The organism is Wolbachia endosymbiont of Tribolium confusum (assembly GCF_020405475.1).
GTDB lineage: Bacteria > Pseudomonadota > Alphaproteobacteria > Rickettsiales > Anaplasmataceae > Wolbachia.
The window spans coordinates 1-23,317 of the sequence record NZ_JAIZNT010000002.1; the positions used below are offsets into that span (position 1 = coordinate 1).

Below are 23,317 nucleotides of genomic sequence, written 5' to 3' on the forward strand. Positions count from 1 at the left end.
CAGTCATTTTATATTCAAAATCTTTTTTATATTTGAAATTTAGTATTAGATAATTCTTGTAATGAGTTTGTAATCTCTTCAGTTAGCGCCATATGAATCTTTTCAGTGTCACTCAGTGATGCAAGCAGTGCTGAAACTCTATTTGGAATATTAAGCAAATTATTACGGACAACTCTTGCTACGTTAAATGCTTCAGTTTTTACCTCTTCAATTGACACAAATTTGCCTATTTCAGCTTTCACTTTAGCTTCCAAAAGTTTACCACGCTCGGTTTCATTTTTTATTCGCGTTTTTAGCAATATCGTTGAAAGTGTTTCTCCGCGCTCTTTTCTCCTAAGTGGTTGACTTGGATCTCTTATTGCTGCTACCGCTTCATTTGCTTGTTCTCGGTCAATAAGTCCATCTTCCAGCTCAACTATTCCTTTTTTTACTAAAGAACAGACATATTGCCTCGAAAACCCTTTTTCCCTTGCCCATTCTGCTTGCGTAATTCTCACCTTTTTTTCTCCTTTTTTAGCACTGCTCAGCTATAATTTCGTAAGTAGTTAACATTTGAAATATATCTAACGCTAAAGAAGGCCCGAGGTCGGGACCACCAAACCCTCCAGCTTGGCCAAAAGGACCCACTTTTTATGATATTTCCAACATATTAAAATCTTTACTAAAATTCATAACATAGAACATTAAAGCTAAAGAATCTGCTTCATTATCATCTGTTGGACAAAAACCCTTTTCCTGCACTGCTTCAATTACATCAGCTTTACTTGCATTACCCTTGCCAGTTATAAAACGTTTAATAGTCTTAACCGAAACACCTTGATAGGGAATATTGCTTTCCTCACACCAAGCAGAAAGGTGTGCTAAAAACCCTCCATAGATATGTGCAGCATCAGTTCCTAGATGTCTTCTCACTTCTTCAAAGTACACAACTTCAATACCTGGAAATTTATACTTAAGTGCATTAAGCCAATTACGAAAGTTTAAAAACTGCACTCCACCACCACTAAACCTGCTAACATGAAAACTCTTACTTCCACTTTGTACTATTCCATCATGTAAAATAGTCCAACCAGTTTGTTTACCAAGATCTAGTGTAAGCATTCCCCTTTCAATTGCCGAGTACATATATATACAAGATTTGAAAAAATTACGTCCAAAAAATCTTTAATTTTCGAAATTTAACAACCAACATGAAAACTCTTTTACAGCCAGTTTGTTTACCAAATCTTTCAATTGCCGAGTACATATATATACAAGATTTGGAAAATTTTCGTCCAAAAAATCTTCAATTTTTGAAAACCTTATTTATCCCCAACATGATTTTTCTACTTTCAGAGGTTCTTTTATTATTCTAATCTGATATTTTATATGTTTTTATATATGTGTATATTTTTATATATGTATTATATATATATATTATATATAAGGGTTTCAGGAAGCTAGAATCCTCCATATTGGCGGACTTCAGATATGCCGTTCCTAGGAACGGTTTTAGGAACGCATGGTGAAAACCAGCCATACAGGCTAGTTCTAGATTCCTGATTCCTAATTCCTGATTTAGGAAGCCAGTAATTAGGAACGGAACTTAAGGTTATAGAGAGCATACTTTTCAACTATTTTCCTCTTAAAAATTTAAGCTATTCTTTTAATAGCGAAATCCACATTTTTAGCTCTTTAGGTGATATTGAATTTCAAAATATGAAATTCTTATATGTTTTTAATATAACTTTAGGAAGCTTGAGCTACCCATTCTTTGAAATCCATTCAAAATAGGTTCCAAAAACCTGAACTGTATTATTTTAAATTGCACCGGTATTATTCTCAAAAAAAAATAACAGAATATCAATAGATTAAAAATCGCATCAGTATTATTTATTTTTGCTCTTGTCCTACATAAGGGCATTAATAACTCCCATCCTTAAAGCATTAATTTGTTTTAGGGAAAACCATGAAATCAAAAAATATAGCTATAATTGTTAAAAACGTAAAATACCAAGCCTATAGACTAAAACTTGCCAAGTGCTTTGTTGATGAGAATAACGAAGACCTTGAGCAAGAACTCTTCTGTGAAATTTGGCCATGCCTTGATCAGTATGATGAAGATAAAAGTAGCTTTAACACCTTTGTAGCAAGGTTAACTGAAAATAAAGCTATTAACCTGTTAAAGAAACAGCAATGTGCAAAACGTAATATCAATAACTATCTTAGCATTGATGTAGCAGAGCTATTTGAGGGTGAAATAACAAAACGCATTGATGTAGACTATATGATCTCGGTTTTACCAAAGAAATGGCAAAATATATGTGAGCAACTTAAGTTTTTCAACTTACATGAAGTTGCCAAAATGAACAACGTTTCAAGAACCACTTTAAACAATATTATCAAGAAGATACGTGCCAAACTTTCTCCTATTTACTACGAAGGCAAAAAGAAAAATTGAACAAAATTTTTGCCTTTCTTGTATATATATACATCGTAGCATGGATAAATAATGGTTCTTAAAATTTTGAATAATAATGAAAGATTGCAAACAATATCAACTGTAAAAATGGTCATCTTTGGTCCTTATGGTATTGGTAAAACAAGTCTCCTAAAGACCGTAGATGAACCAACACTTTGCCTTGATTTTGAAGCAGGGCTTCTTGCCGTTCAAGATTGGCAAGGAAGTCTTCGCACTTGGAATGAAGCTAGAGATATTGCTTGTCTTATAGGGGCTGCGCTGAAGTATGATCAAGCATATAGCCAAAGACACCATGAACATGTATCTGGTAAGTACAAAGATCTTTTCCCTGAGTTTTCTAAATACCGATGCATCTTTGTAGATAGTATAACCGTTGCTTCACGTTTATGTCTATTATGGGCAAAAATGCAACCTGAGGCTTTTTCTGAGAGATCGGGAAAACAGGACATGAGAGCTGCATATGGATTACTTGCTCAGGAGATGATGGCTTGGCTCAATCAATTTCAACATATCAGAGACAAAGACATCATCATAGTTGGTACTTTAGGTCAGTATTTAGACGATTTTAATCGTCCAAACTGGCTACCTCAATGCGAAGGGGCTAAAACTGCTAGTGAAATTCCTGGAATAGTTGACGAAGTAATCAGTATGGTTGGAATCAAGAAAGATGATGGAACGGAGAAGCGCTCTTTTGTTTGCCACACTTTAAACCCTTGGCAGCTAAAGACCGCAGTGGACGCCTGAGTATGGTTGAACTTAGGCAAGCTACTTACAAAGATTAAAAGCAAGTTTTAAAATTTAAACATGGAGAGTGATATATGTTACAAAACCTATTAACTGATTTTAACACTGTAAAACCGCAAAGTAGATTGATACCAAAAGGTACAATAGTAAAGGTAAAAATGACAATCAAGCCTGGAGGTTATGAGCATTGGTTTACTAAAAGCCCCACTACCGGTAGCATTTATTTAAATACAGAATTTACCGTTATTGAAGGCCCATACGCAAAGCACAAAATTTATCAAATAATTGGTATTAAAAGTAGTAAAGCAGAAGATACTTGGGGAGAAATGGGTCGTTCTATGCTTCGCAGTATCTTGGAATCGGCACGTGACATTCATCCACATGATAACTCAGAAAATGCAATCCTTGCTCGTAAGTTAAATTCAGTTGCAGAATTAAATGGCTTAGAGTTTACAGTAAAGGTAGGTGTTATAACTGATGAATATGGAGAGAAGAACAAAATTGCTTCGGTAGTTACTCCAGAATACCGCAAAAATTATGAAATTGACAGAGTACCATTTTGAAGTACGACGAGGAAAAGCTTTGGTCTGCTGTCGTTACTAGAGGTATTCAGGACGCAGTAGGAAAAAACCCAAAGCTAAGAGAAGAAGCAATTCATTGGCTGAATTCAAAATCTTTTGAAACTGTTTGTGAGCTAGCTAATCTTAACTTTACACGTATGAAAAATATGTATGGGAATTTTATGTCTAAAAAGCAAAAAGAGTTAAAGATGTTATTGATTGATAATATCAAGGAGTGTGTTTCTTACCTACTTCCAAATGGTGAGTTTTACCGAGATAAAACTTATATTGGAGACTTAAATGGAAATACAATTACAGTTAAAATAGTAGGTAAGGAAGCTGGTGATTGGCGTAATTTTACTGAAGGAACTGATGGTGATATTATTGATCTTTGGATTTTAATTAAGGGTGATATATATTCTGCTAGAAAGTGGCTCAATAAAAAATCAAAGAGTGGAGAAAAAAAGGGGGGGAAAAGAGAAGAAAAAATATTTTCTGTAAAGCAGTACTTAAGTGATCAATCACCAATACCAGAAGATATAATAGCTCCACGAATTCTCACTCCAGGTGGTCTTTTAGTCATTGGTGGTACGCCAAAGGTTGGCAAAAGTTATTTTCTTCTCTCTTTGCTTGCACATCTTGCAGCAGGAGTGTCGTTTCTTAAGATGAAGTCAGCAAGGCCACTAAAAATAATCTATCTGCAAAATGAGATGGAGTACAATTATATCAGGGAACGCATACAACAAATCATAACTAATCAAAGGCTGCCAAATCTAGCAGAGGAAAACTTGATTGTTACTACAAAGATGAGATTAACTTTAAATGATGAAGGTATAGAGAGAATAAAAGATATAATAGGAGAAAAATTTAAAACGATAGATCTTATCGTTTTGGATTCTCTTGACTATGAAAATATGTTTTCTGGCCTGCAAAGCAGAGTAGAAAAACTACGTTCTGTAATTAATCCTATGGCTGGAATCATTATTACACGTCATACCAGAAAAGTATCCACAGCTACACTCGCAAAAAGTCCTTTTCAAGCTTTAATTGGTGCTAATGCTTTAAGAAGTTTTTATACGTCTGGTATGGTAATGTTTCAACCAAATAAACGTGCAAATGTCTTGCAAGTAGTATATGAGCTAAGAAACGGTAAATCAATACCAGCAAAATTCATTAGCAGAGTAAATGGGCGTTGGCAGAACTCTAAAGTTATAGCTACGGCTTAATTTATCCACAAAAACCGACACTATGCTAGAGCTAAAAACTCAGCTTTTGCAAAACATCAGATCTTGTCTTTTTCATCTTTTACCAAGAGGGACATTTCGTGGTGATAAGTTTTATGTAGGTGATGTACAGGGTAACAAAGGCAAAAGTACTGTAATAGAATTAACAGGCGAAAGAGCCGGATTATGGAAAGATTTTGCAACAGGAGAAGGTGGTGACATTATTGACCTTTGGGCAACAGTACACGGGAAGAATGCGAAAACAGAATTTCCTGAAGTAATGCTTTCAATAAGTGAATGGCTCGGCATCAAAGAAAAAAATAATACTAGAGATTTAGAACAATACCTGACTTGTAGCTGGAACTACTACGACGAGAGCAATCAAGTAATCGTAATAGTCTACCGTTATGATCCTCCTTTAGAGAAAAAACAATTTAAACCATTTGATGTTAAAAAACAAAGATTCAAAGAGCCGGAGATAAGGCCACTCTACAACATTCCAGGTATTTTAAAGTCCGATAAGGTTATTCTGGTTGAAGGAGAAAAATGCGCAGAAGCACTTATAGAGAAAGGAATAACTGCAACAACTGCGATGTTTGGAGCAAATGCTACCCTTGATAAAACAGATTGGACTCCGCTAAAAGGTAAACATATTATCATTTGGCCAGACAACGATGAAGCAGGTAATAAATATGCCAAAAATGCTGAAAAGAAGCTTTTAGAACTTGGTGTTGCATCACTTGCTACGCTTAAGATTCCACCGAATAAACCAAGGAGTTGGGATGCTGCTGATTGTGTGTTAGAGGGAATAAATATTGAAGAATTTATCGAAAAAAACTCAAGAAAAATAATTATTAAACCACCACTTGATATTTTTAGCTGGAGCGTAGAGCGTTTTGTAGGTCCAGTACCAAAGCAAAGATTCTTAGTTGAAGGATTATTTCCTTTGGGTGTAACCTCCATTTTGGCTGCAATGGGAGATACAGGCAAAGGTATGCTTCTTCTTGACCTAGCCCTCAAGGTTGCAAGTAGCATAGACCAGGTGTGTGGATTTGGCCCACCTGTTACTGAGCATGGGTCTGTGGTGATATTTTCCGCAGAGGATGATACAAATGAAATACATCGTCGCTTAGAACGACTTGATCCAAAATGCGAGAGATTAAAATATAAAGATAGGCTATTTATTGTACCATTGCCAAATATAGGAGGATCATTTACCATACTTAAGAATGTTCGCGGTAAAGTTGTAGAAATATCTCCAGAATTTGAGTCGGTAATGAAGCAGCTGAGCAGAATAAAGGATTTAAAGCTCATTATATTTGATCCCCTTGCTTCTTTCATTCATGCAGATTTAAATGCTGATCCAGCAGTAGGGGATTATCTCATGTGTTTATTATCTGATTTAGCATGTAGCACTGGAGCTTCAATAATTACTGCACATCATATGAGAAAGCTGAAGGGAGAAAAGCCTATATCAACAGTAGAGCAAGCACGAGATGCTATTCGAGGTACTTCTGCTCTCGTAAATGGAGTCAGGTGTTCTTTTGCTTTTTGGCCTGTTGAAGATATGACTAAACCAATGATTTTTAGGTCAATTGGAAAAATCCCAAGACAAAATGCACTATTTTATGGAGCTGTTGTTAAAGCAAATGGCCTGGCTGATCGTACCATACGCACTTACCTAAGAAATGAAGAAACAGGACTATTGGAAGACATTACTGAACAATTAAAAGCTCAAAATATTAGCGATAAAGATCTTAAAATATATCTTATTGATTCAATTGCGCGAGCTGCTATTTCAGGACATCCATTTACTCATACAGGAAGTGCAGGAATACATAAACAACGACATAGATTGCCTGAAGTTTTTCATAGTATGGGAAGGGATAGACTAGAGCGTATAGTGCAAGAGCTTTTACAAGCAAAGCAAATAGTTAAAGGAATGGCTAATGGTTCAAAAGAAGATAAATGGCTTGATGTAAAAACAGGACCATTTGCACGTGGAGTTGGAAAATTTACTCATGGAGCTGAAAATTTTTAAAATCAGGAAATTCTATTTTTTTATAGTCAAAGTAAAAGGGTTAATACGATAACCATATGATGATCTTTGCCAACCAAGGGTTTGTATTACATCATCACGTTCAATACTTAATCCTAATTTCTCAGCAAGTGTAGATTTGATTGTTCTTTGCATCTTATTTAATGGCTTTCTGATTTGTTGTTCTAAATCTGCTTCTAAACTAAGTCCCAAGAGTTTTTCTAACCGATTAATATTGAGAAGTGTATGTTTTTCAGGTGGTAATTCTTTCTCACAGTCATGTAAAAACTGCCTAAATAATATTCGAAAAATATTAAGACATGATGCAGCTTTTTTATTTATAACTTCAATACTATTAACATATACCATACCTTTAACTACCTGTAACTCCAAAAGCTTTGTTGGTATAATTGGTTCAACACGTTTAAGCGAAATATATGAAGCTGGTAAAACTTGCAAAGAAGTATTTTCTACTACCTTTGCTACTCCTCTTTTAGCTGCTTCTTGAAATATCTCAATTAAAGTCTTATACTGGCAAAATAGTTCTGCCATTCGCACTACATATAGGCTCAATAATAGATTAGGTATATCTTTTTTTAGAGTGATGAGAACTGTCGGATGGACTCTCAGTTTATCTATAGTTAAAAATATCGCATCAGTACAAAAATCAAGGATTATTAGATTTACAATACGACCTTGATTACAAATATAATAAACTCCTTTTTCCACTTTTTCCCACATAAGTCTTGAATCATTCAACTTTGTTTCAAACCAGTCTATGATTTTCTCTATATTTAAGTATATGGATAAGAGATGAAATCTCTGTTTTTTATAAGTATTAGGCAAAATATGACGAGAACAGTTTTCACAAATAGCGTCATCACATGCTTCATCAAAGTCTGGATCGATAAAAATCTCATTGCTACAACTTGGATCAATTACATTTGGCCAATCAAGATGATCTTCTTCACGAGAGCAAACAATATAGTACCTTTCTTGCATTTTTATCAATCCAAGATCAAATAAGTATCTTGCTGCTTTAATGTGATTTTGACTTGGATTAACCCAAGAACTATTTGAACTTAAAAGATCAGCAATTTGCTCGTGAAAGGATTTTAAGACCATAAGATTGTTCCATATGTTTCTTCAGGTCCTCTCTTTCTTTTTTATTGAGCGGATGCTCTGAATAATAAATTTCCCCACTTGATTTGAAAGAAAATGTTACCTTTTTGTTTTGGAACATTACTTTAGCTGATTGAATAGATTGTAGTATGTTGCCAATAGACGGCTTTAAAATATGTAACTCTGGTGCAATAGGATCGTACGGCTTTACACTCAAAGTAAGATATGTATTACTATTTTTAAAATAATCTGACTTAAAATTTAACTCAAATATACAAATATTAGGGTCAGAACCCTCTATACATGCTTGAAGGAATTTATGCACTTGTAGTAGAAAGTTCTTATCCTGTATATTTACAAAAGTACATTCGCAGTTAAAATAACCACTTACAATACTATTTGCTATTTCCACAGCTTTATTGGTATTTTTAGCACAGAGATTAACCTTTGTACCATCAATCGAAAAATCTAAAATCATCCACTCAGGTTTATGGCCATGAACAACTTTGTTTGAATTAAGCAGTAAATCCATGTCACTTCCTCGACGTACAAACATATATATCCGATCTTGATGATGGAAAAAACCCTGCAATTGGTTTTCAAACTTCAGTATCTGCTCTACAGCTTCTTGTGACATAAATTCCTTGAATGAAGTGTTTATTTGTCTTGGTGATTTCTGTAGAGCAAATGATACGAAACCTCTCTTTTGTACTTTATCAAAGTGATAGACAGATTTTAGAAGTTCACAATTTATGTGAAACAGTAAAAATAACAAGGATCTTTTATCATACTTAGTATTATTTTTTATCAGGTACGATCTCATTAACTCTTGAGTGAGGGCAAATCTTGCTACTTCACTGACTGTAGCTTCAAGTTTCGTACGATCAAAGTAGCTAATGAGATAATAGTTAAAAAGAGAGTCAGAGTAACTGGCAAGTATCTTACGTTTTTGTTGAGTGGATCTATCATCGTAGTCTCCGTCTTGAAAAAGTTGTCCATTTAAATGATTTTTAAAGCAATGCTGAAAAATAATGCTCAGTTGTTTACCAGAAAGGGAATCTAACCAAGACTGACGTATATTAGAATCCTGAAAACGATCTAATAAAAGGTTAACAGGAACTTCTAAGTCGCTCTCCCAGAATTTATGACTTGGATAAATCTCCATAACATATTAAATAAGCCATGTTATACATAATATGATGATTTAGGCAAAGATTTTTTGGACATAATTTCTTCAAATCTTGTATATTTATTAGGGAGAATTTGTGTGAACTAGATAGCTTTCTTAAACGAAACATAAGGTGTGCATTGGTTTAGTTTAATAGAAGTCTCCTAACCTATAAAAAAATTCACAGGAAGAAAAACATGCAAAAGGGAGAGTTGGCTATTTATTGGGGTTATAAACCTAATAGGTTGGCAGATACATATTTGGCAGATGCTTATGAACAATTATTAAAATGTAAAACAAAGGAGGTAGAAGAAAATGACAACGGTAAGCTTGTATGCAAGAGTTTCATCAAGACAACAGGCACAGGAGAATACAATAGAGAGTCAGATTGTAGAATTGGAGCGTCGCATTAGTAGTGATGGACATGAATTGTTAGATGAGCATAGGTTCATCGATAATGGTTACAGTGGATCAAATTTAGAACGTCCTGGCTTAGAGAGTTTACGTGATAGAGTAGCAGAAGGTAAGATTGATAAGATATACATTCATTCACCTGATCGGCTATCACGGAAATCTGCATACCAAGCGCTCTTACTCGAAGAATTTAGAAAAGCAGGATCAGAGGTTATTTTTCTAAACCACAAATTTGAGGATAACCCAGAATCTAATATGTTTTTAGGAATTCAAGGATTAGTAGCAGAGTATGAGCGTGCAAAAATTATGGAACGTAATCGCAGGGGAAAACTTCATGCAGCTAAAACTGGTCGCATAAGCGTAATGAGTAATGCACCTTATGGTTATCGCTACATAGCAAAACATGTAGGTGAAGGAAGTGCTCAGTTTGAAATTAATCAAGAAGAAGCGGATGTAGTGTGCAAAATATTTAATTGGATTGGCCAAGAAAGAGTAAGCATCAATGAAGTTATACGTAGACTTAGCGAGATACCGGTAATAACACAAACAGGAAAAGAACGTTGGAAAAGAAGTACTATCTGGAAAATGTTAAGAAATCCTGCTTATATAGGACGAGCAGCTTATGGTAAAACTAAGGTATGCTCGAAGCCACAAGTAAGGAAATCAAAAAAAGGAACTTGTGGTAAACTCAAAAATGGTCATTTTAGTAATGATAAAGAGAACTGGATTTATGTTTCAGTGCCAAAAATAATCAGTGATAATTTATTTGATTCAGTGCAAGTACAGCTAACTGAAAATAGACAAAGAGCAAGAGTACGGGAAAGAAAAGAAACGTTTTTGTTGCGGAGTTTAACAGTATGTCAGCGCTGCCAATATACTTATTGTGGTGCATATAGTAGAAATCAACGTTATTCTTACTACCGTTGTTCTGGCTCCAGGTTTAATGGCAACAGAGTATGTGACAATAAATCAATACGTACTGATGTACTCGATACAGTTATATGGGAAGAAGTTAAGAGTATATTAAAAGAGCCAGATAGGATTGCAAATGAATATCAACGTAGATTGTTAGAGAACAAAAAGCCTTTACATAATCAAACACGTGAAAAGCAAGAAAGTAAGCTAAGATTAAGTATCAAAAAATTTATTGATAGCTATGCCAAAGGGTTTATAAGCCAAGAAGAATTTGAGCCAAGAATTACAACAATGAAACAACATTTAAAAGAAATTGAGGAGGAAAAAGAAAAAGTACTTGATCAAAAGAAATTACAACAAGAATTGAGCCTTGTTACAGATAGCTTGAAAAACTTTTCCTCAAGCGTCGAATCAAAACTTGATCTAGTAGATTGGCAGACTAAACAAAATATTATTAGAATGTTAATTCATCAAATTGAAATCAATCACAATCACTTGTATATAGTATTTCGCATAAAAAGTCTTGCAAATTTTGATCAAAATAGCCATAATAGAATTATGCAATGTTGTACTGGCAGTCAATATTGTTGGACTGCCGGATAAAACTGTTGCAGAATCCAGAGAGCGTATCAGAGCAGCGTTAAATTCAATCAATCTTCTGTTACCTCCAAAAAGGATTACGGTTAATCTTTCCCCTGCGGATTTGCTTAAAGAAGGTAGTCATTATGACTTAGCTATTGCTGTTGGATTACTTGTTGTAATGAATGTGATACCAGTTGAAAAAGTTCAGTCTTATATAATTATGGGCGAGCTTGCACTAGACAGCAGAGTCATACCAATCTCAGGAGTACTTCCAACAGCAATCAATGCAAAACAGGCAAATAAAGGAGTAATTTGCCCAAGGGGAAATGGAGTAGAAGCTTCATGGGTAAAGAATGTTTCTATTCTAGCTATAGAAAAGTTAACTGATATTGTCAGGCATTTTAAAGGTGAGCAGTTAATTGAGCCAATAGTTTTTAACTATCGTGATGTACCTAAGGAGAAAAGGTTGGCTTCAGATATGAAAGATATTAAAGGCCAAATTGTTGCAAAAAGAGCAGCTGAAATTGCAGCAGCAGGTGGACACAATATGCTTCTTGTTGGACCTCCTGGTACTGGAAAGTCAATGCTTGCTAAGAGATTTATAGGGCTATTACCCGATTTGACTGAACAAGAGATGATTGATGTTAATATTCTCTCTAGCATAACAAAAGCCGGTAACGAAACATTTAAAGTAACTCGTCCCTTTCGTGAACCTCATCACTCATGCTCGATGTCAGCGATGATAGGAGGAGGGAAAAATGCAAAGCCTGGGGAAATCACCATGGCTCACAATGGTGTGTTATTTCTTGATGAGCTACCTGAATTTCCAAGGCTTGTGCTTGATTCTCTACGCCAACCACTTGAAGATAGAAAGGTAACTATTGCACGTGCAAATGCTCACATTACTTATCCAGCTAATTTTCAACTTATAGCTGCAATGAACCCTTGCAGGTGCGGTTATTTAGGTGATGTAAGCAGATCGTGCAATAAAGCTCCAAAATGCGGCACAGATTATAGAAATAAAATATCAGGACCTTTGCTTGATAGAATAGATATATGCATTGAAATGCCAAACGTTAATATACTCTCTCCTGAAATTTCTTCAGAAGGAGAAAGCACTGAGAACATTAGAAAAAGAGTGATAGCAGCGAGAAAAATTCAAGCTGAGCGTTATAGTAAATTTAATATTCGTTGCAATGCAGAAGTCAGTGGTGAAGCATTAAATAAATTCACTGAACCAGATCAGGAAGGGTTAGAATTGCTAAAGTACGTACTGAAAGAAAATTATATTTCTAATCGAGGCTACACACGCATATTAAGAGTCGCAAGAACCATTGCAGATCTTGTGAAAAGTGAGGAAATAAAAAGAGCACACATTGCAGAAGCGCTGAATTACAGAATAAGAATGTATAAATAAATTAATTTACTTGACGGGCAGCTTTTTTTTGCTATATACTGCCGTTAGTGAAATTTTAATATTTTAGGAGCAGATTTATGACAAGAATTGAAATGATAAAAAATAAATACAAAAGTGAAGGGCTTTGGTCAGCAGCTAAAGAAGTTCCTGTGCAAAGTTGGGATCTTGTAAAAGAAAATCCGCGTAAAACAGCTGGTACTTTTGTAGCAATTGCAGCAGTAGCTTCGCTTACGGCTGCTTATTTTTTAAGTCCAGCTTATGCAACTTTTGTTGGTACAGTTGGAACGAAAGCTGCAACACTTGTTAGTCCTGCTATTACTGCAATGTCTGCATTTGCAGTTGCTCATCCACTTATTGCTAGTTTGGTAGTCCTTGCTGCAGTAGCAGCTTTAATAACTGCACCTGTGCTTGCATATAAAAACAGTGGTAAATCAGAGGAAATTAAAGCCCTCAATGGCAATATTGATACAATACGAACAATAGTAAAGGATGGGGATAAAGAACCAGACACTAAGATTAATGAACTTAAAGTACATCCTTGCTTGGCAGTTCGTTCTGTAAGTTAGTTTTCAACAAAAGGGATAGGTTTCTGTCCCTTTTTAAATTTTAAGTAGAGTTATCTGAAAATCTATAATTATCACATCTATTAATGTTAAGAATAAGTAAATCTTATTTACTATTTGCATATGTCAAAATGAAAAATGTTTGCATATTGTTAAAAAAGCAGTAACTTGTTATCAAGTGAATTCACTAATATTTGAGTAAAGTTTAAATGTCAATTGACCTTAGTTTACCAGAGCTACCTGTATTACACCCAAGGATTACCGTTGTGGGAGTGGGTGGTGCTGGTGGAAATGCTGTGAATAACATGATTCAATCCAATTTGCAAGGAGTAAATTTTGTTGTAGCAAATACTGATGCTCAAGCGTTAGAGAAGTCATTATGTGATAAAAAAATTCAGCTTGGTATTAACTTAACTAAGGGTCTTGGTGCCGGCGCTTTGCCTGATGTTGGTAAAGGTGCAGCAGAAGAATCAATTGATGAAATTATGGAGCATATAAAAGATAGCCATATGCTCTTTATCACAGCAGGGATGGGTGGTGGTACTGGAACAGGTGCTGCACCGGTAATTGCAAAGGCAGCCAGAGAAGCAAGAGCGATAGTTAAAGATAAAGGAGCAAAAGAAAAAAAGATACTGACTGTTGGAGTTGTAACTAAGCCGTTCGGTTTTGAAGGTGTGCGACGTATGCGCATTGCAGAGCTTGGACTTGAAGAGTTGCAAAAATACGTAGATACACTTATTGTCATTCCCAATCAAAATTTATTTAGAATTGCTAACGAGAAAACTACATTTGCTGACGCATTTCAACTCGCCGATAATGTTCTGCATATTGGCATAAGAGGAGTAACTGATTTGATGATCATGCCAGGACTGATTAATCTTGATTTTGCTGATATAGAAACAGTAATGAGTGAGATGGGTAAGGCAATGATTGGTACTGGAGAGGCAGAAGGAGAAGATAGGGCAATTAGTGCTGCAGAGGCTGCGATATCTAATCCATTGCTTGATAATGTATCAATGAAAGGTGCGCAAGGAATATTGATTAATATTACTGGTGGTGGAGATATGACTCTATTTGAAGTTGATGCTGCAGCCAATAGAGTGCGTGAAGAAGTGGATGAAAATGCAAATATAATATTTGGTGCCACTTTTGATCAGGCGATGGAGGGAAGAGTTAGAGTTTCTGTTCTTGCAACTGGCATTGATAGCTATAATGACAAGCCAGAAGCTTCATCTATTAATCAAAACAAGATCCCAGCAGAGGAAAAAAATTTTAAATGGCCTTATAATCAAATTCCAATATCAGAAACAAAAGAATATGCTCCAACTGAGCAAACAAACGAAAGAGTTAAGTGGGGTAGCAATGTTTATGATATACCAGCTTATTTAAGAAGAAAAAAATAATGCAATTTTGGCTACTCAAGTCAGAACCAAGGGAATACTCGTGGCAAAAAATGGGAGAGGAGCAGGTGACGCAGTGGAATGGTGTATGCAATTATCAAGCTCAAAATTACATGAGAGCTATGAGATTAGGCGATCTTGCATTTTTTTATCATACAGGTAAAGAGAGAGTTATACTTGGAATAGTTGAAGTATTAAAGGAGTATTATCATGTTTATAATTCCAAATTTGGACTAGTGAATGTAAAACTTTTGAAACCTTTAAGTAACAAAGTGACGTTAAACAGTATAAAACAAAACCCACTTTTGAAAAATATGGCTATATTAAAACAATCACGTTTATCAGTTTCTCCGGTTTTAGAGGCTGAATGGAATGAAATAATAAGGATGAGTGATGTGTAATACCTGTTGCCAAACAATATTACCTCAGCACACAACATACAACTGTATGAGTGTTTGTTTCGAAGTAGCCGATTTTGCATCGAACACAAAGCAGTGCTTGAGGCTGGAATCCAGCTGTAATGCAACCACATTAAAAATATTGTGTTTTAATATAGCTTTTATATTCACTTACCTAATGTCTAATCAGAATTCCTGGATCCTAGTGTCGAGGCACTGGGATGACATCCTTCTAGTGTACAATATTCGTATAGTTGTGTGTATGATACGATGGTCTATAATTCTTCTTTTTTGGATTCCAATGTTAAGTTATGGGATAATGTCCTTTCTGGTGCTTTATTCATGTTAGAAGTAAATATTCTTGATAAGAGGTGGCATAGTATTACGAAGGACCCACAGAGTTTTGTATTAAATATTATTAATGCTTCTCTAAAAGAATTAAAAATAGATCATTATAAACCAAATATATCAATAGCTCTCGCTGATGATAACTTGCTACATCAACTTAATCTTAAGTTTAGAGAAATAGATAAGCCAACTAATGTACTATCATTTCCATGCGAACAGTTATCTAGTGAATGTGATCTAGGAGACATAGCAATTGCAGTAGATACAATAGAAAGAGAGTCTCATGAGTACTGTATATCTATCCTCACTCACACTGCACACATGTTAGTTCATGGATTGCTGCATTTACTTGGCTATGATCATCAAAAAGAAGATGAAGAAATTATAATGAAAAGTTTAGAGAGCAAGATTTTAGCTTTGCTTGAATTTGAAAAGGAAAAGTATGGTAGATAATACCAAAATATGTTATTTACAAAAAAGGGGTTTTAGCTGTAAAAGGTAAGCAATATGGTTCAGTTTTCTTTACCAAAAAATTCTAAAGTTAATAAAAAGGGCAAGATTTATCCTACTCCTACTGGAGCAAAAAATATTAGAAGATTTCAAATTTATCGTTGGTCTGCTGATGATGATAAAAATCCAAGAATAGACACATTTTTTATCGATATGGATAATTGTGGCCCTATGGTACTTGATGTATTAATAAAAATAAAGGATGAAATAGATTCAACCTTAACTTTTAGACGCTCTTGCAGAGAAGGAATATGCGGATCTTGTGCAATGAACATTGATGGTACTAACACTCTTGCATGCACTAAATCTATACATGATATAAAAGGTGAAGTAAAAATATATCCACTACCTCATATGTATATAGTAAAGGATCTAGTTCCAGATCTAAGCCAATTTTATGAGCAATACAAATCGATTAAACCTTGGTTACAAACAGATAAATCTGCCTTACAAAATAAAGAATACTTTCAATCTCCTGAAGATAGAAAAAAATTGGATGGTCTGTCTGATTGTATACTATGTGCTTGCTGTTCGACTGGTTGCCCAAGCTATTGGTGGAATGGTGATAAATTTTTAGGGCCAGCGATATTACTGCAAGCTTATAGATGGATTGCTGACAGTCGTGATAATAAGAAAGAAGAAAGACTTGCTTCTTTAAACGATCCATTTAAGTTGTATCGTTGTCATACAATAATGAATTGTACAAAAACCTGCCCGAAAGGGCTTAACCCAGCAAAAGCGATAGCGAAAGTAAAACAGCTTATGGTAGAGAGAGAAGGAATTTGAGTGTTATTTCTGGCACTCTTCGTAAGAAAATAGTAGACCCTCTGAAGCATAGGGTATTGTTAATACTCTAAATGTTCTTCCATTCATGAAATGTATTGTTTCACCATATGATTCCAGTAATCTTTTGAACAACTCATGTCTTTGATTATTAATAGTTTGAAAATCCTTTTTTCCTAAAAGCTTTTTAGATTCAAATAGGTAAAGCATAATCTCGTGATAAGTTGGATAAGACTCCAAAAATTTTGGATCAAACTGAAAAGTTTTTATAAAAGCATTATTATAAAATTTTAGCTTTTGATTCTTACTATATATCGCTACAGCAATCGATAGCTTCTCAAGCAAATTTTCTTGTGCAGCTAAACAATTGCTTAGCTCAGTATGTAATTTTTTTTCATCACTAATATCTTTTCCATACATTACTATGCTATTAGAATTTTGCATTGGAACTTCAACAAAATTAAAAACCTTAGGTTCGTTCTTGTAAGTTATTACACACTCTCCTGGTTTTACGTTATAGGAGCCACTCGCAACAGTAAATTTTTTAGAGCTGCCTATATATTTATCATAAAATAAGTTATAAAACCTTACTTTTTTATTCTTATTGTGCTTCAGTATTGGAAATGGTAAAGAGTCAAAAATTTTTTTATAGTTCTCCAATTCTCGCATAAGCTTACTATTTTCTAACTCAAGTTCATTAGCTTTTATCTTATAATCGGAGATATTCCTTATCCATAACAACACACCAATCACATTATTAGAATAATCTATTATGCTTTTACCATAACATGTGCAATAAACCTCACTGTCTTTTGACTTTAAATCTAGAGTAAAAGATTTATTTATTTCCTTTGCCTCAGCAAAACTTTTAATTAAGTTTTCTGATTGCTCAAAAAAATTTACAAACTCATTAAATGAATAAAAAACAGTATTAAGCAAAATTAGTAAATTGGGAGAAAATTTTTCTATACGTTTTTTTGCGTCCCAAATATAAAATCCATCATTTACAGTATCTATTAAATTATTTATGATAACATTTTGATGTTGTAAGTCCTTAATTTTATTACTAATTTTTAATTTAGAATATGAGAAAAAGAAGAATACTAGAATTAGTAGTAAAACTATTTCATACAAAAAAAACATGGCATTCTAAAACAAATATAAAAATTTGTAACCTCTCAGCAAAGAGATTGTACTGAAGAGGTATACAAGTAAAGATTGCCCAATACCCTAAAGCCTAATCTCTTATAAAGGTTTACAGAAGGTTTCATGCAATGTGCTACTATGTATTTGCATTCAAATTGCCTAGCTATCTTTATTCTTTCTAGCACCATTTGAGTTCCTATTCCACGACCCCTGTAAATTGGTAAAACTCCATCGCTATAAAAACCAGCTATGCTGTCTTGAATATAAAGACCGCATGTTCCAACAATTTCGTTATTTAGCATTACAAGAAAAAATCTTAACCTTGAGCTCTTATCATCATAATTCGATAATTGGCGAAAAAATGTGCTAACAATACTAATTCTGTGATAAAAAATTTTAGAAGTGTGTAAATCTAATTGCTCTAAGAGCTCACTACTATTTACAACATTGAACTTCAAATTTGGAACAGCATCATCAGGCAAAAAATAATCTTTTATATTGAGTAAAACTTTTTTTGGTGTACTAACGTGTTTTATTTCGCATTTTTCTAAAATACCCCCTATTTTTATACGTGGACTTATTATCCATGTTGCTTCTATATTTCGTGCTTTGAGATAATCTAGAGTTCTGCATATGGAAAGCTCAGTACATTGATCTTCACAAAACACAAAATTAAATAACGATTCTCTGGTACCACTTACTGTAAATATAACATTATCAAATTCGTCATGTATTTCCCACTTGGACAAATTCGTTGCATAAAGTATATAATCCTTTAGGTTCTGAATAATTAAGCTTGAATAACAAATTTTTTTATTCTGCATAAACCAACAATAAACAATAAAAGGCTCCTATAAAAACAAAGGCTAAAATTGCAGCTACAACATCATCTAGCATAATACCTAAAGGACCTTTTGTATTTTTATCAATCAAATTTATAGGCCACACTTTTATTATATCAAAAAACCTAAAGGAGAAAAAGCACACCAACAATACAGAGCTATTCATTTCTTGTTCTAATAATATTGAAACTAGAAGTACTGTCAGCAATTGACCAACTACTTCATCAATTACTACCTCTTTTGGGTCATGCGGAGCTTTGTAATGTTGTATATAATTGCCTGTAGACCATAATCCAACTAAGAATAAAAAAAAAATAATTGCTGTACCTAAAATTCTGTCATTGAGTAATATAGGAACAATTGGGTAAGCAGCCAAGCTGCCTATAGTACCTGGCATGTTTTTTACTGTGCCAGATAGCCACCATGTTGATATTAATTTATATAAAAATTTCACAATATACCAAAATATAAAACTAATTTATAAGAACAGAAATAGTATCTTCTATAGAAGTATTTTCATATAGCAATCTATAGATCGCTTCACATATGGGCATTTTTATCTTTAGCTTTTCTGCTAAATCAAATGCAGACTTAGCAGTGTTAAAACCTTCAATTACCGACTTACCCTCTGATAAAATCTGCTGAGCACTAGAACCATTACTATTAGCTACTTTAGACCCAAAAGATAGATTTCTTGAATTTAATGATGTGCATGTCACAACCAAATCGCCTAAGCATGCTGGTCCAAGTAGTGTACTTATATCTACATTGCCGTCACCAACTTTTGCTGAGTATAAAGCCTTAATTTCACTCATACTTTTCGTAATTAATGCTGCATGAGCATTAAACCCAAACCTACCTAGAACAACCCCACATGCTATAGCAAAAACATTCTTTAACGCTGCACAAACCTGTATTCCTATAACATCGCTACTAAGGTACAATTTAATATTTTCTTGCTGTAGCTCTGATACTAATTTTGAACCTAATACTTCATTTTGACATGCAAGAACCATCGAATATGGTAATTTTCTTGCAACTTCTATAGCAAAGCTAGGACCAGAAAAAACAGCAAGAGGATTATTAGGTAAAACTTCATTGACTACTTCACTAGGTAATTTTAATGTAGATTTTTCTATTCCCTTACAAGCCAAAATTATTGCTACATTTTTTTTTAGGTTACAATCATTCAATTGATAACATATCTCCCTTAGAGACTGAGTGGGAACAGCTAGAATTATTACTGAAGCATTAACTGCATCTTCAATAGCTAATTTTACTGATACATTATCAGAAATTGGACAATCAGGTAGCTTGTCACTTTCTCTTTTCTCTTTAATTGATTCAAATATGGCCTTATTGCGAGTCCACAAAATTACATTTTTCTTACTACTTAATGAAATCGCAATTGCTGTACCCCATGCGCCAGCACCTAAAACTGATATTACCACTCAATATTCCTGAAAGTATTACTTATAATTAAAAACTGTAGAATAAGTAAATTAAAAATATAACATAGAAGTATAAAATAGTTTAAATATCTATTAACCTAAGTATTCTTTTAATAAAAATAGCTTCTATTCAATATTTACTAAAAATAGTATTATTATAGTATATCTATTGTATTTTAGATCTATTTGTATAATTTTGGAACAACACATTAACTATTAATTAATAAGTGTAATTTCTATTATTCATTAATAAAAATTTGATTTGTTACTTTCCTTGGTTATATATATTACTAAAATTATAAATTATTTATGGGGTGTAAAATATGCGTATATTATTAATTGAAGATGATCAAGTAAGTGCAAGGACTGTAGTTAATGCCTTAACTTCTGATGGACATTTTTGCGACGTTGTTACTTCTGCACAAGATTATAACAATAATATGGTTTCCTCGGGTGGAGACTATTACGATCTAGTTATTCTAGATATACACTTGCCTGGTGATATTGATGGATATGATATACTGTTAAGATTAAGAAGTGCAAAAATCAAAGTTCCTGTTTTAATACTTTCGTGTATCTCCGCTGCCAACCATAAAGCTAAAGGACTTGGGTATGGTGCCGACGATTACTTAACCAAGCCATTTCACAAGAGCGAATTATTAGCTCGAATTAAGGCTATAGTCCGACGTACTAAAGGTCATCCCGAATCAGTGATAAAGATTGGTAATATGAATATCAATTTTGATCACAGGGTTGTTGAGGTAAAAGGCAAAACAGTTCACCTTACTAACAAAGAGTATTCCATGATAGAATTGCTGGCATTGCGTAAAGGAGCAGTGTTGACAAAAGAAATGTTTTTAAACCATCTTTACAATGGCTTGGACGAACCTTCAGACAACAAAATAGTTGATGTTTTTATGTGTAAATTACGTAAAAAACTTGAAAGTGCAAATGATGGAATAAGCCACATAGAAACCGTTTGGGGTAGAGGATATGTTCTAAAAGAGTATGTTGACGATGAAGAATATTCTAGTGCTAATATAAGCGAAAGCAGTAGTGACTATCAAGCAGAACAAGTGAAGGACAGCGCATGAAATGCTTTATTCACCCATTCATTGAAGCAACAAAATAGGTAGATGAAATAAGATAAAAACCAATCGTAAAAGTGAGGTAACATGGTTAGTCTTTTAGAACTTTACAAAGGCTTGCAGCAAAAAATAGAAAAGTTGGAAGCTAAGCTAAAAAGTTATAGGTAAGAAAATAAGGTTTTAGAGATAGAGGGTGATGAGTTAAAGGAAAAGCTTTGTTAAGTTCAAAAGGAAATACAAAAAGAGATAAGCCAAGAAGTAAAAGGAATATAGGTGGTCAAATTGAGCGTACAGGATATGTGAAATGTTTGATACATTCACATAGTACGACTGACATTCATGTATTGCCTAGGTGAAATATAAGCCGAGTTCTGTTTATGTAGCTATTTATCTAGAGTAAATGTTACCATTTACTTCATGCGATTTACCCGAGTAGATATGAGAAAAACATAGAATCTACTTCTATTTAATCTTGCTCCTAGTGTTGGTTACTTGACTACCAATGTTGCCATTGTTATGGTGTGCTCTTACCACACCTTTTCACCCTTGCCTAATAATATTTAGGCGGTAATTTTCTGTAGCCCTATAACTGGAGTTACCTCCGGCGGGCGTTACCCGTCACTATTTTTCCTTGGAGCTCGGACTTTCCTCTGCTGTGTTTATCACACAACAGCAGCTACTTATTTCACCCAGGAGTTATATTTTAACACGAAAATCATAAAAGCAAAAGAAAATTTCCTAACAGTCTACATACTAAAAACATTCAGACAAATAGCTAAAGGTGATATTCCGGTACATCATCGCTATCCCAAGATAAGCTTTTTTGGGAGTGTTAAATAAACTGTGTCAAACCAAGAAATAAAAATATAATTGATATAAAAAAATGGAGGTTTGACATGAGTCAAGTAAACAGAACTACCGGTTTGGTAGACTATAAAGAACTGGAAGCAAATATTCTATCATCGATAAGAGAAGGAAGGCCGCTGACGGGAAGAGATGGAGCATTAACACCGTTTATAAAAAGGTTGCTAGAGGCAAGTCTGGAAGGTGAAATAGAAAGCCACATGTCAGCTAAAAGTGAAGAAAATAACCGAAGAAATGGGAGAAACGCAAAAACTTTACGCACGAGTGGAGGCTCATTTGAGTTGTTAACACCTAGAGACAGGGAAGGAAGCTTTGAACCCCAAATAGTTAGAAAAAGACAAACAAGCCTACATCCAGAACTTGAAGCAAAGGTCTTAAGCACATTTGCCAGTGGCATGGGATACAGAGATATAGCGTCACATATTGAGGAAATTTACGATCACAAAATATCGGCGGCAGAGATATCAAGTATTACTGACAAACTGCTACCAGTAATCAACGAATGGCGTAGTCGTCCGCTGCAGTCTGTATATCCGATAGTTTTCATGGACGGAATATTTTTTAAAGTCAAGGAGGACGGGCATTGTGTAAGTAAATGTATGTATAATATATTAGGTATAGATCAAAATGGCAGAAAAGAAGTATTAGGTTTTTATTTAGCTGAAAGTGAAGGAGCTAACTTCTGGTTGGGAGTACTAAATGATCTCAAAGAGAGAGGAGTGGAAGATATTCTAATTGCATGTGTAGATGGGCTAAAAAGCTTTCCTGCAGCAATAAACGGTGTGTTCCCTAATGCAGAAGTGCAGATGTGTATAGTGCATCAGATACGTAACTCACTGAAGTATGTAGCTAGTAAAGATGCAAAGAGTTTTTTGAGTGATTTAAAGAAGGTATATCAAGCTTCAAGTAAGGAAATTGCCGAGAATTATCTGTTGGAATTAGATGAAAAATGGGGCACAAAGTACCCTATGGTTATAAAATCTTGGCAGAATAATTGGGAAAACCTATCTGGTTATTTTAAGTATTCCGATCCAGTTAGGAGGATAATCTATACTACTAATCCCATAGAGGGGCTACATAGGCAAATTAGGAAATTCACCAAAACCAAGGGCTCATTTACCAACACAAACGCCTTGTACAAACAGGTATATTGTGCTATAAAAAAAGTAGAGCAAAAATGGGTAATGGCTTTGCCTAATTGGGCATTAACTATATCTCAGCTCGATATTTTCTTTCCCAACAGATTGAAAATTCAGTTGAGCTAAAAATGTGGTTTGACA

General features: G+C 34.2%; 21 protein-coding genes, 1 other RNA gene and 1 pseudogene. 14 read left to right on the forward strand and 9 right to left on the reverse strand.

Annotation, left to right across the window (positions count from 1 at the left end; all coding sequences use genetic code 11):
* Window positions 1–26: 26 nt before the first annotated feature.
* Together LEM02_RS01760 and LEM02_RS01765 are read right to left on the reverse strand one after the other, a co-directional pair.
* Window positions 27–497, reverse strand: coding sequence for a hypothetical protein (locus LEM02_RS01760; protein WP_226079475.1), 471 nt, complete (start codon window positions 495–497; stop codon window positions 27–29).
* A gap of 133 nt (window positions 498–630) precedes the next feature.
* A complete protein-coding gene (locus LEM02_RS01765; RefSeq protein WP_226079601.1) occupies window positions 631–1,101 on the reverse strand; it encodes a RuvC family protein in 471 nt (156 codons plus the stop codon).
* An 847-nt stretch (window positions 1,102–1,948) separates the two neighbouring features.
* Here LEM02_RS01765 and LEM02_RS01770 point away from each other — a divergent pair.
* The 5 genes and pseudogenes from LEM02_RS01770 (at window position 1,949) to LEM02_RS01790 (ending at window position 7,029) form a co-directional block, all read left to right on the forward strand.
* On the forward strand, window positions 1,949–2,440 hold the full coding sequence (locus LEM02_RS01770) for a sigma-70 family RNA polymerase sigma factor (RefSeq protein WP_226079476.1): 492 nt from the start codon (window positions 1,949–1,951) through the stop codon (window positions 2,438–2,440).
* A gap of 51 nt (window positions 2,441–2,491) precedes the next feature.
* Window positions 2,492–3,256 (forward strand): annotated as a pseudogene (locus LEM02_RS01775) (ATP-binding protein).
* A gap of 23 nt (window positions 3,257–3,279) precedes the next feature.
* Window positions 3,280–3,768, forward strand: coding sequence for a hypothetical protein (locus LEM02_RS01780; protein ID WP_015587751.1), 489 nt, complete (start codon window positions 3,280–3,282; stop codon window positions 3,766–3,768).
* Window positions 3,765–4,991: an AAA family ATPase gene (locus LEM02_RS01785; protein WP_226079477.1), complete on the forward strand. Its 1,227-nt coding sequence runs from the start codon at window positions 3,765–3,767 to the stop codon at window positions 4,989–4,991. The genes LEM02_RS01780 and LEM02_RS01785 overlap by 4 nt, the downstream gene beginning before the upstream one ends.
* A gap of 22 nt (window positions 4,992–5,013) precedes the next feature.
* Complete coding sequence (locus LEM02_RS01790) at window positions 5,014–7,029, forward strand: AAA family ATPase (protein ID WP_226079478.1); 2,016 nt, start codon at window positions 5,014–5,016, stop codon at window positions 7,027–7,029.
* 12 nt (window positions 7,030–7,041) lie between these two features.
* Here LEM02_RS01790 and LEM02_RS01795 read toward each other — a convergent pair whose 3' ends face one another.
* Window positions 7,042–8,151 carry a hypothetical protein gene (locus LEM02_RS01795; protein WP_226079479.1) on the reverse strand — a complete coding sequence of 370 codons (1,110 nt, stop codon included), beginning with the start codon at window positions 8,149–8,151 and terminating at the stop codon, window positions 7,042–7,044.
* Window positions 8,117–9,313 carry a hypothetical protein gene (locus LEM02_RS01800; protein ID WP_226079480.1) on the reverse strand — a complete coding sequence of 399 codons (1,197 nt, stop codon included), beginning with the start codon at window positions 9,311–9,313 and terminating at the stop codon, window positions 8,117–8,119. Before LEM02_RS01800 ends, LEM02_RS01795 begins: the two co-directional genes overlap by 35 nt.
* A gap of 318 nt (window positions 9,314–9,631) precedes the next feature.
* Here LEM02_RS01800 and LEM02_RS01805 point away from each other — a divergent pair, with 318 nt between their 5' ends.
* From LEM02_RS01805 to LEM02_RS01840, 7 genes are all read left to right on the forward strand, one after another.
* Window positions 9,632–11,248: a recombinase family protein gene (locus tag LEM02_RS01805; protein ID WP_226079481.1), complete on the forward strand. Its 1,617-nt coding sequence runs from the start codon at window positions 9,632–9,634 to the stop codon at window positions 11,246–11,248.
* The gene (locus tag LEM02_RS01810) at window positions 11,178–12,644 is read left to right on the forward strand and encodes a YifB family Mg chelatase-like AAA ATPase (protein ID WP_226079482.1); all 1,467 of its coding nucleotides are present in this window, start codon (window positions 11,178–11,180) and stop codon (window positions 12,642–12,644) included. Before LEM02_RS01805 ends, LEM02_RS01810 begins: the two co-directional genes overlap by 71 nt.
* Before the next feature lie 77 nt (window positions 12,645–12,721).
* The gene (locus LEM02_RS01815) at window positions 12,722–13,210 is read left to right on the forward strand and encodes a hypothetical protein (RefSeq protein ID WP_226079483.1); all 489 of its coding nucleotides are present in this window, start codon (window positions 12,722–12,724) and stop codon (window positions 13,208–13,210) included.
* Window positions 13,211–13,416: 206 nt separating this feature from the next.
* Window positions 13,417–14,610 (forward strand): cell division protein FtsZ, encoded by a 1,194-nt coding sequence (gene ftsZ, locus LEM02_RS01820; RefSeq protein ID WP_226079484.1) that lies wholly within the window; start codon window positions 13,417–13,419, stop codon window positions 14,608–14,610.
* Window positions 14,610–15,008, forward strand: coding sequence for an EVE domain-containing protein (locus tag LEM02_RS01825; RefSeq protein ID WP_226079485.1), 399 nt, complete (start codon window positions 14,610–14,612; stop codon window positions 15,006–15,008). Before ftsZ ends, LEM02_RS01825 begins: the two co-directional genes overlap by 1 nt.
* 339 nt (window positions 15,009–15,347) lie before the next feature.
* A complete protein-coding gene (gene ybeY, locus LEM02_RS01835) occupies window positions 15,348–15,806 on the forward strand; it encodes an rRNA maturation RNase YbeY (protein ID WP_015587883.1) in 459 nt (152 codons plus the stop codon).
* A gap of 54 nt (window positions 15,807–15,860) precedes the next feature.
* The gene (locus tag LEM02_RS01840) at window positions 15,861–16,649 is read left to right on the forward strand and encodes a succinate dehydrogenase iron-sulfur subunit (protein WP_007302009.1); all 789 of its coding nucleotides are present in this window, start codon (window positions 15,861–15,863) and stop codon (window positions 16,647–16,649) included.
* A 3-nt stretch (window positions 16,650–16,652) separates the two neighbouring features.
* Here the strand turns inward: LEM02_RS01840 and LEM02_RS01845 are convergent, their stop codons facing one another.
* The 4 genes from LEM02_RS01845 to LEM02_RS01860 are packed head-to-tail and all read right to left on the reverse strand — an operon-like array spanning window position 16,653 to window position 20,085.
* A complete protein-coding gene (locus LEM02_RS01845; protein WP_226079487.1) occupies window positions 16,653–17,789 on the reverse strand; it encodes a hypothetical protein in 1,137 nt (378 codons plus the stop codon).
* Between the two features lie 35 nt (window positions 17,790–17,824).
* Entirely contained in the window at window positions 17,825–18,616 is a 792-nt protein-coding gene (locus LEM02_RS01850; protein ID WP_226079488.1) for a GNAT family N-acetyltransferase, read from the reverse strand.
* Complete coding sequence (locus LEM02_RS01855; RefSeq protein ID WP_015587887.1) at window positions 18,606–19,088, reverse strand: phosphatidylglycerophosphatase A family protein; 483 nt, start codon at window positions 19,086–19,088, stop codon at window positions 18,606–18,608. The genes LEM02_RS01850 and LEM02_RS01855 overlap by 11 nt, the downstream gene beginning before the upstream one ends.
* Before the next feature lie 19 nt (window positions 19,089–19,107).
* Window positions 19,108–20,085, reverse strand: coding sequence for an NAD(P)H-dependent glycerol-3-phosphate dehydrogenase (locus LEM02_RS01860; RefSeq protein WP_226079489.1), 978 nt, complete (start codon window positions 20,083–20,085; stop codon window positions 19,108–19,110).
* Window positions 20,086–20,408: 323 nt separating this feature from the next.
* On the opposite strand from LEM02_RS01860, the gene LEM02_RS01865 reads away from it, so the two are divergent.
* Window positions 20,409–21,179, forward strand: coding sequence for a response regulator transcription factor (locus LEM02_RS01865; RefSeq protein ID WP_226079490.1), 771 nt, complete (start codon window positions 20,409–20,411; stop codon window positions 21,177–21,179).
* A 339-nt stretch (window positions 21,180–21,518) separates the two neighbouring features.
* On the opposite strand, the gene rnpB is transcribed toward LEM02_RS01865, so the two are convergent.
* An RNA gene (gene rnpB / locus LEM02_RS01870) (RNase P RNA component class A) lies at window positions 21,519–21,865 on the reverse strand.
* 204 nt (window positions 21,866–22,069) lie between these two features.
* On the opposite strand from rnpB, the gene LEM02_RS01875 reads away from it, so the two are divergent.
* The gene (locus tag LEM02_RS01875; RefSeq protein ID WP_226079221.1) at window positions 22,070–23,302 is read left to right on the forward strand and encodes an IS256 family transposase; all 1,233 of its coding nucleotides are present in this window, start codon (window positions 22,070–22,072) and stop codon (window positions 23,300–23,302) included.
* The last annotated feature ends 15 nt before the right edge of the window (window positions 23,303–23,317 follow it).

What these genes read in the sequence shown, in the direction of transcription:
- LEM02_RS01765 (WP_226079601.1), bottom strand. Translation starts at nt 1,101, where the DNA reads ATGCTTACACTAGATCTTGGTAAACAAACTGGTTGGACTATTTTACAT.
- LEM02_RS01770 (WP_226079476.1), top strand. Translation starts at nt 1,949, where the DNA reads ATGAAATCAAAAAATATAGCTATAATTGTTAAAAACGTAAAATACCAA.
- LEM02_RS01780 (WP_015587751.1), top strand. Translation starts at nt 3,280, where the DNA reads ATGTTACAAAACCTATTAACTGATTTTAACACTGTAAAACCGCAAAGT.
- LEM02_RS01790 (WP_226079478.1), top strand. Translation starts at nt 5,014, where the DNA reads ATGCTAGAGCTAAAAACTCAGCTTTTGCAAAACATCAGATCTTGTCTT.
- LEM02_RS01795 (WP_226079479.1), bottom strand. Translation starts at nt 8,151, where the DNA reads ATGGTCTTAAAATCCTTTCACGAGCAAATTGCTGATCTTTTAAGTTCA.
- LEM02_RS01800 (WP_226079480.1), bottom strand. Translation starts at nt 9,313, where the DNA reads ATGGAGATTTATCCAAGTCATAAATTCTGGGAGAGCGACTTAGAAGTT.
- LEM02_RS01805 (WP_226079481.1), top strand. Translation starts at nt 9,632, where the DNA reads ATGACAACGGTAAGCTTGTATGCAAGAGTTTCATCAAGACAACAGGCA.
- LEM02_RS01815 (WP_226079483.1), top strand. Translation starts at nt 12,722, where the DNA reads ATGACAAGAATTGAAATGATAAAAAATAAATACAAAAGTGAAGGGCTT.
- ftsZ (WP_226079484.1), top strand. Translation starts at nt 13,417, where the DNA reads ATGTCAATTGACCTTAGTTTACCAGAGCTACCTGTATTACACCCAAGG.
- LEM02_RS01825 (WP_226079485.1), top strand. Translation starts at nt 14,610, where the DNA reads ATGCAATTTTGGCTACTCAAGTCAGAACCAAGGGAATACTCGTGGCAA.
- ybeY (WP_015587883.1), top strand. Translation starts at nt 15,348, where the DNA reads ATGTTAGAAGTAAATATTCTTGATAAGAGGTGGCATAGTATTACGAAG.
- LEM02_RS01840 (WP_007302009.1), top strand. Translation starts at nt 15,861, where the DNA reads ATGGTTCAGTTTTCTTTACCAAAAAATTCTAAAGTTAATAAAAAGGGC.
- LEM02_RS01845 (WP_226079487.1), bottom strand. Translation starts at nt 17,789, where the DNA reads ATGTTTTTTTTGTATGAAATAGTTTTACTACTAATTCTAGTATTCTTC.
- LEM02_RS01850 (WP_226079488.1), bottom strand. Translation starts at nt 18,616, where the DNA reads ATGCAGAATAAAAAAATTTGTTATTCAAGCTTAATTATTCAGAACCTA.
- LEM02_RS01865 (WP_226079490.1), top strand. Translation starts at nt 20,409, where the DNA reads ATGCGTATATTATTAATTGAAGATGATCAAGTAAGTGCAAGGACTGTA.
- LEM02_RS01875 (WP_226079221.1), top strand. Translation starts at nt 22,070, where the DNA reads ATGAGTCAAGTAAACAGAACTACCGGTTTGGTAGACTATAAAGAACTG.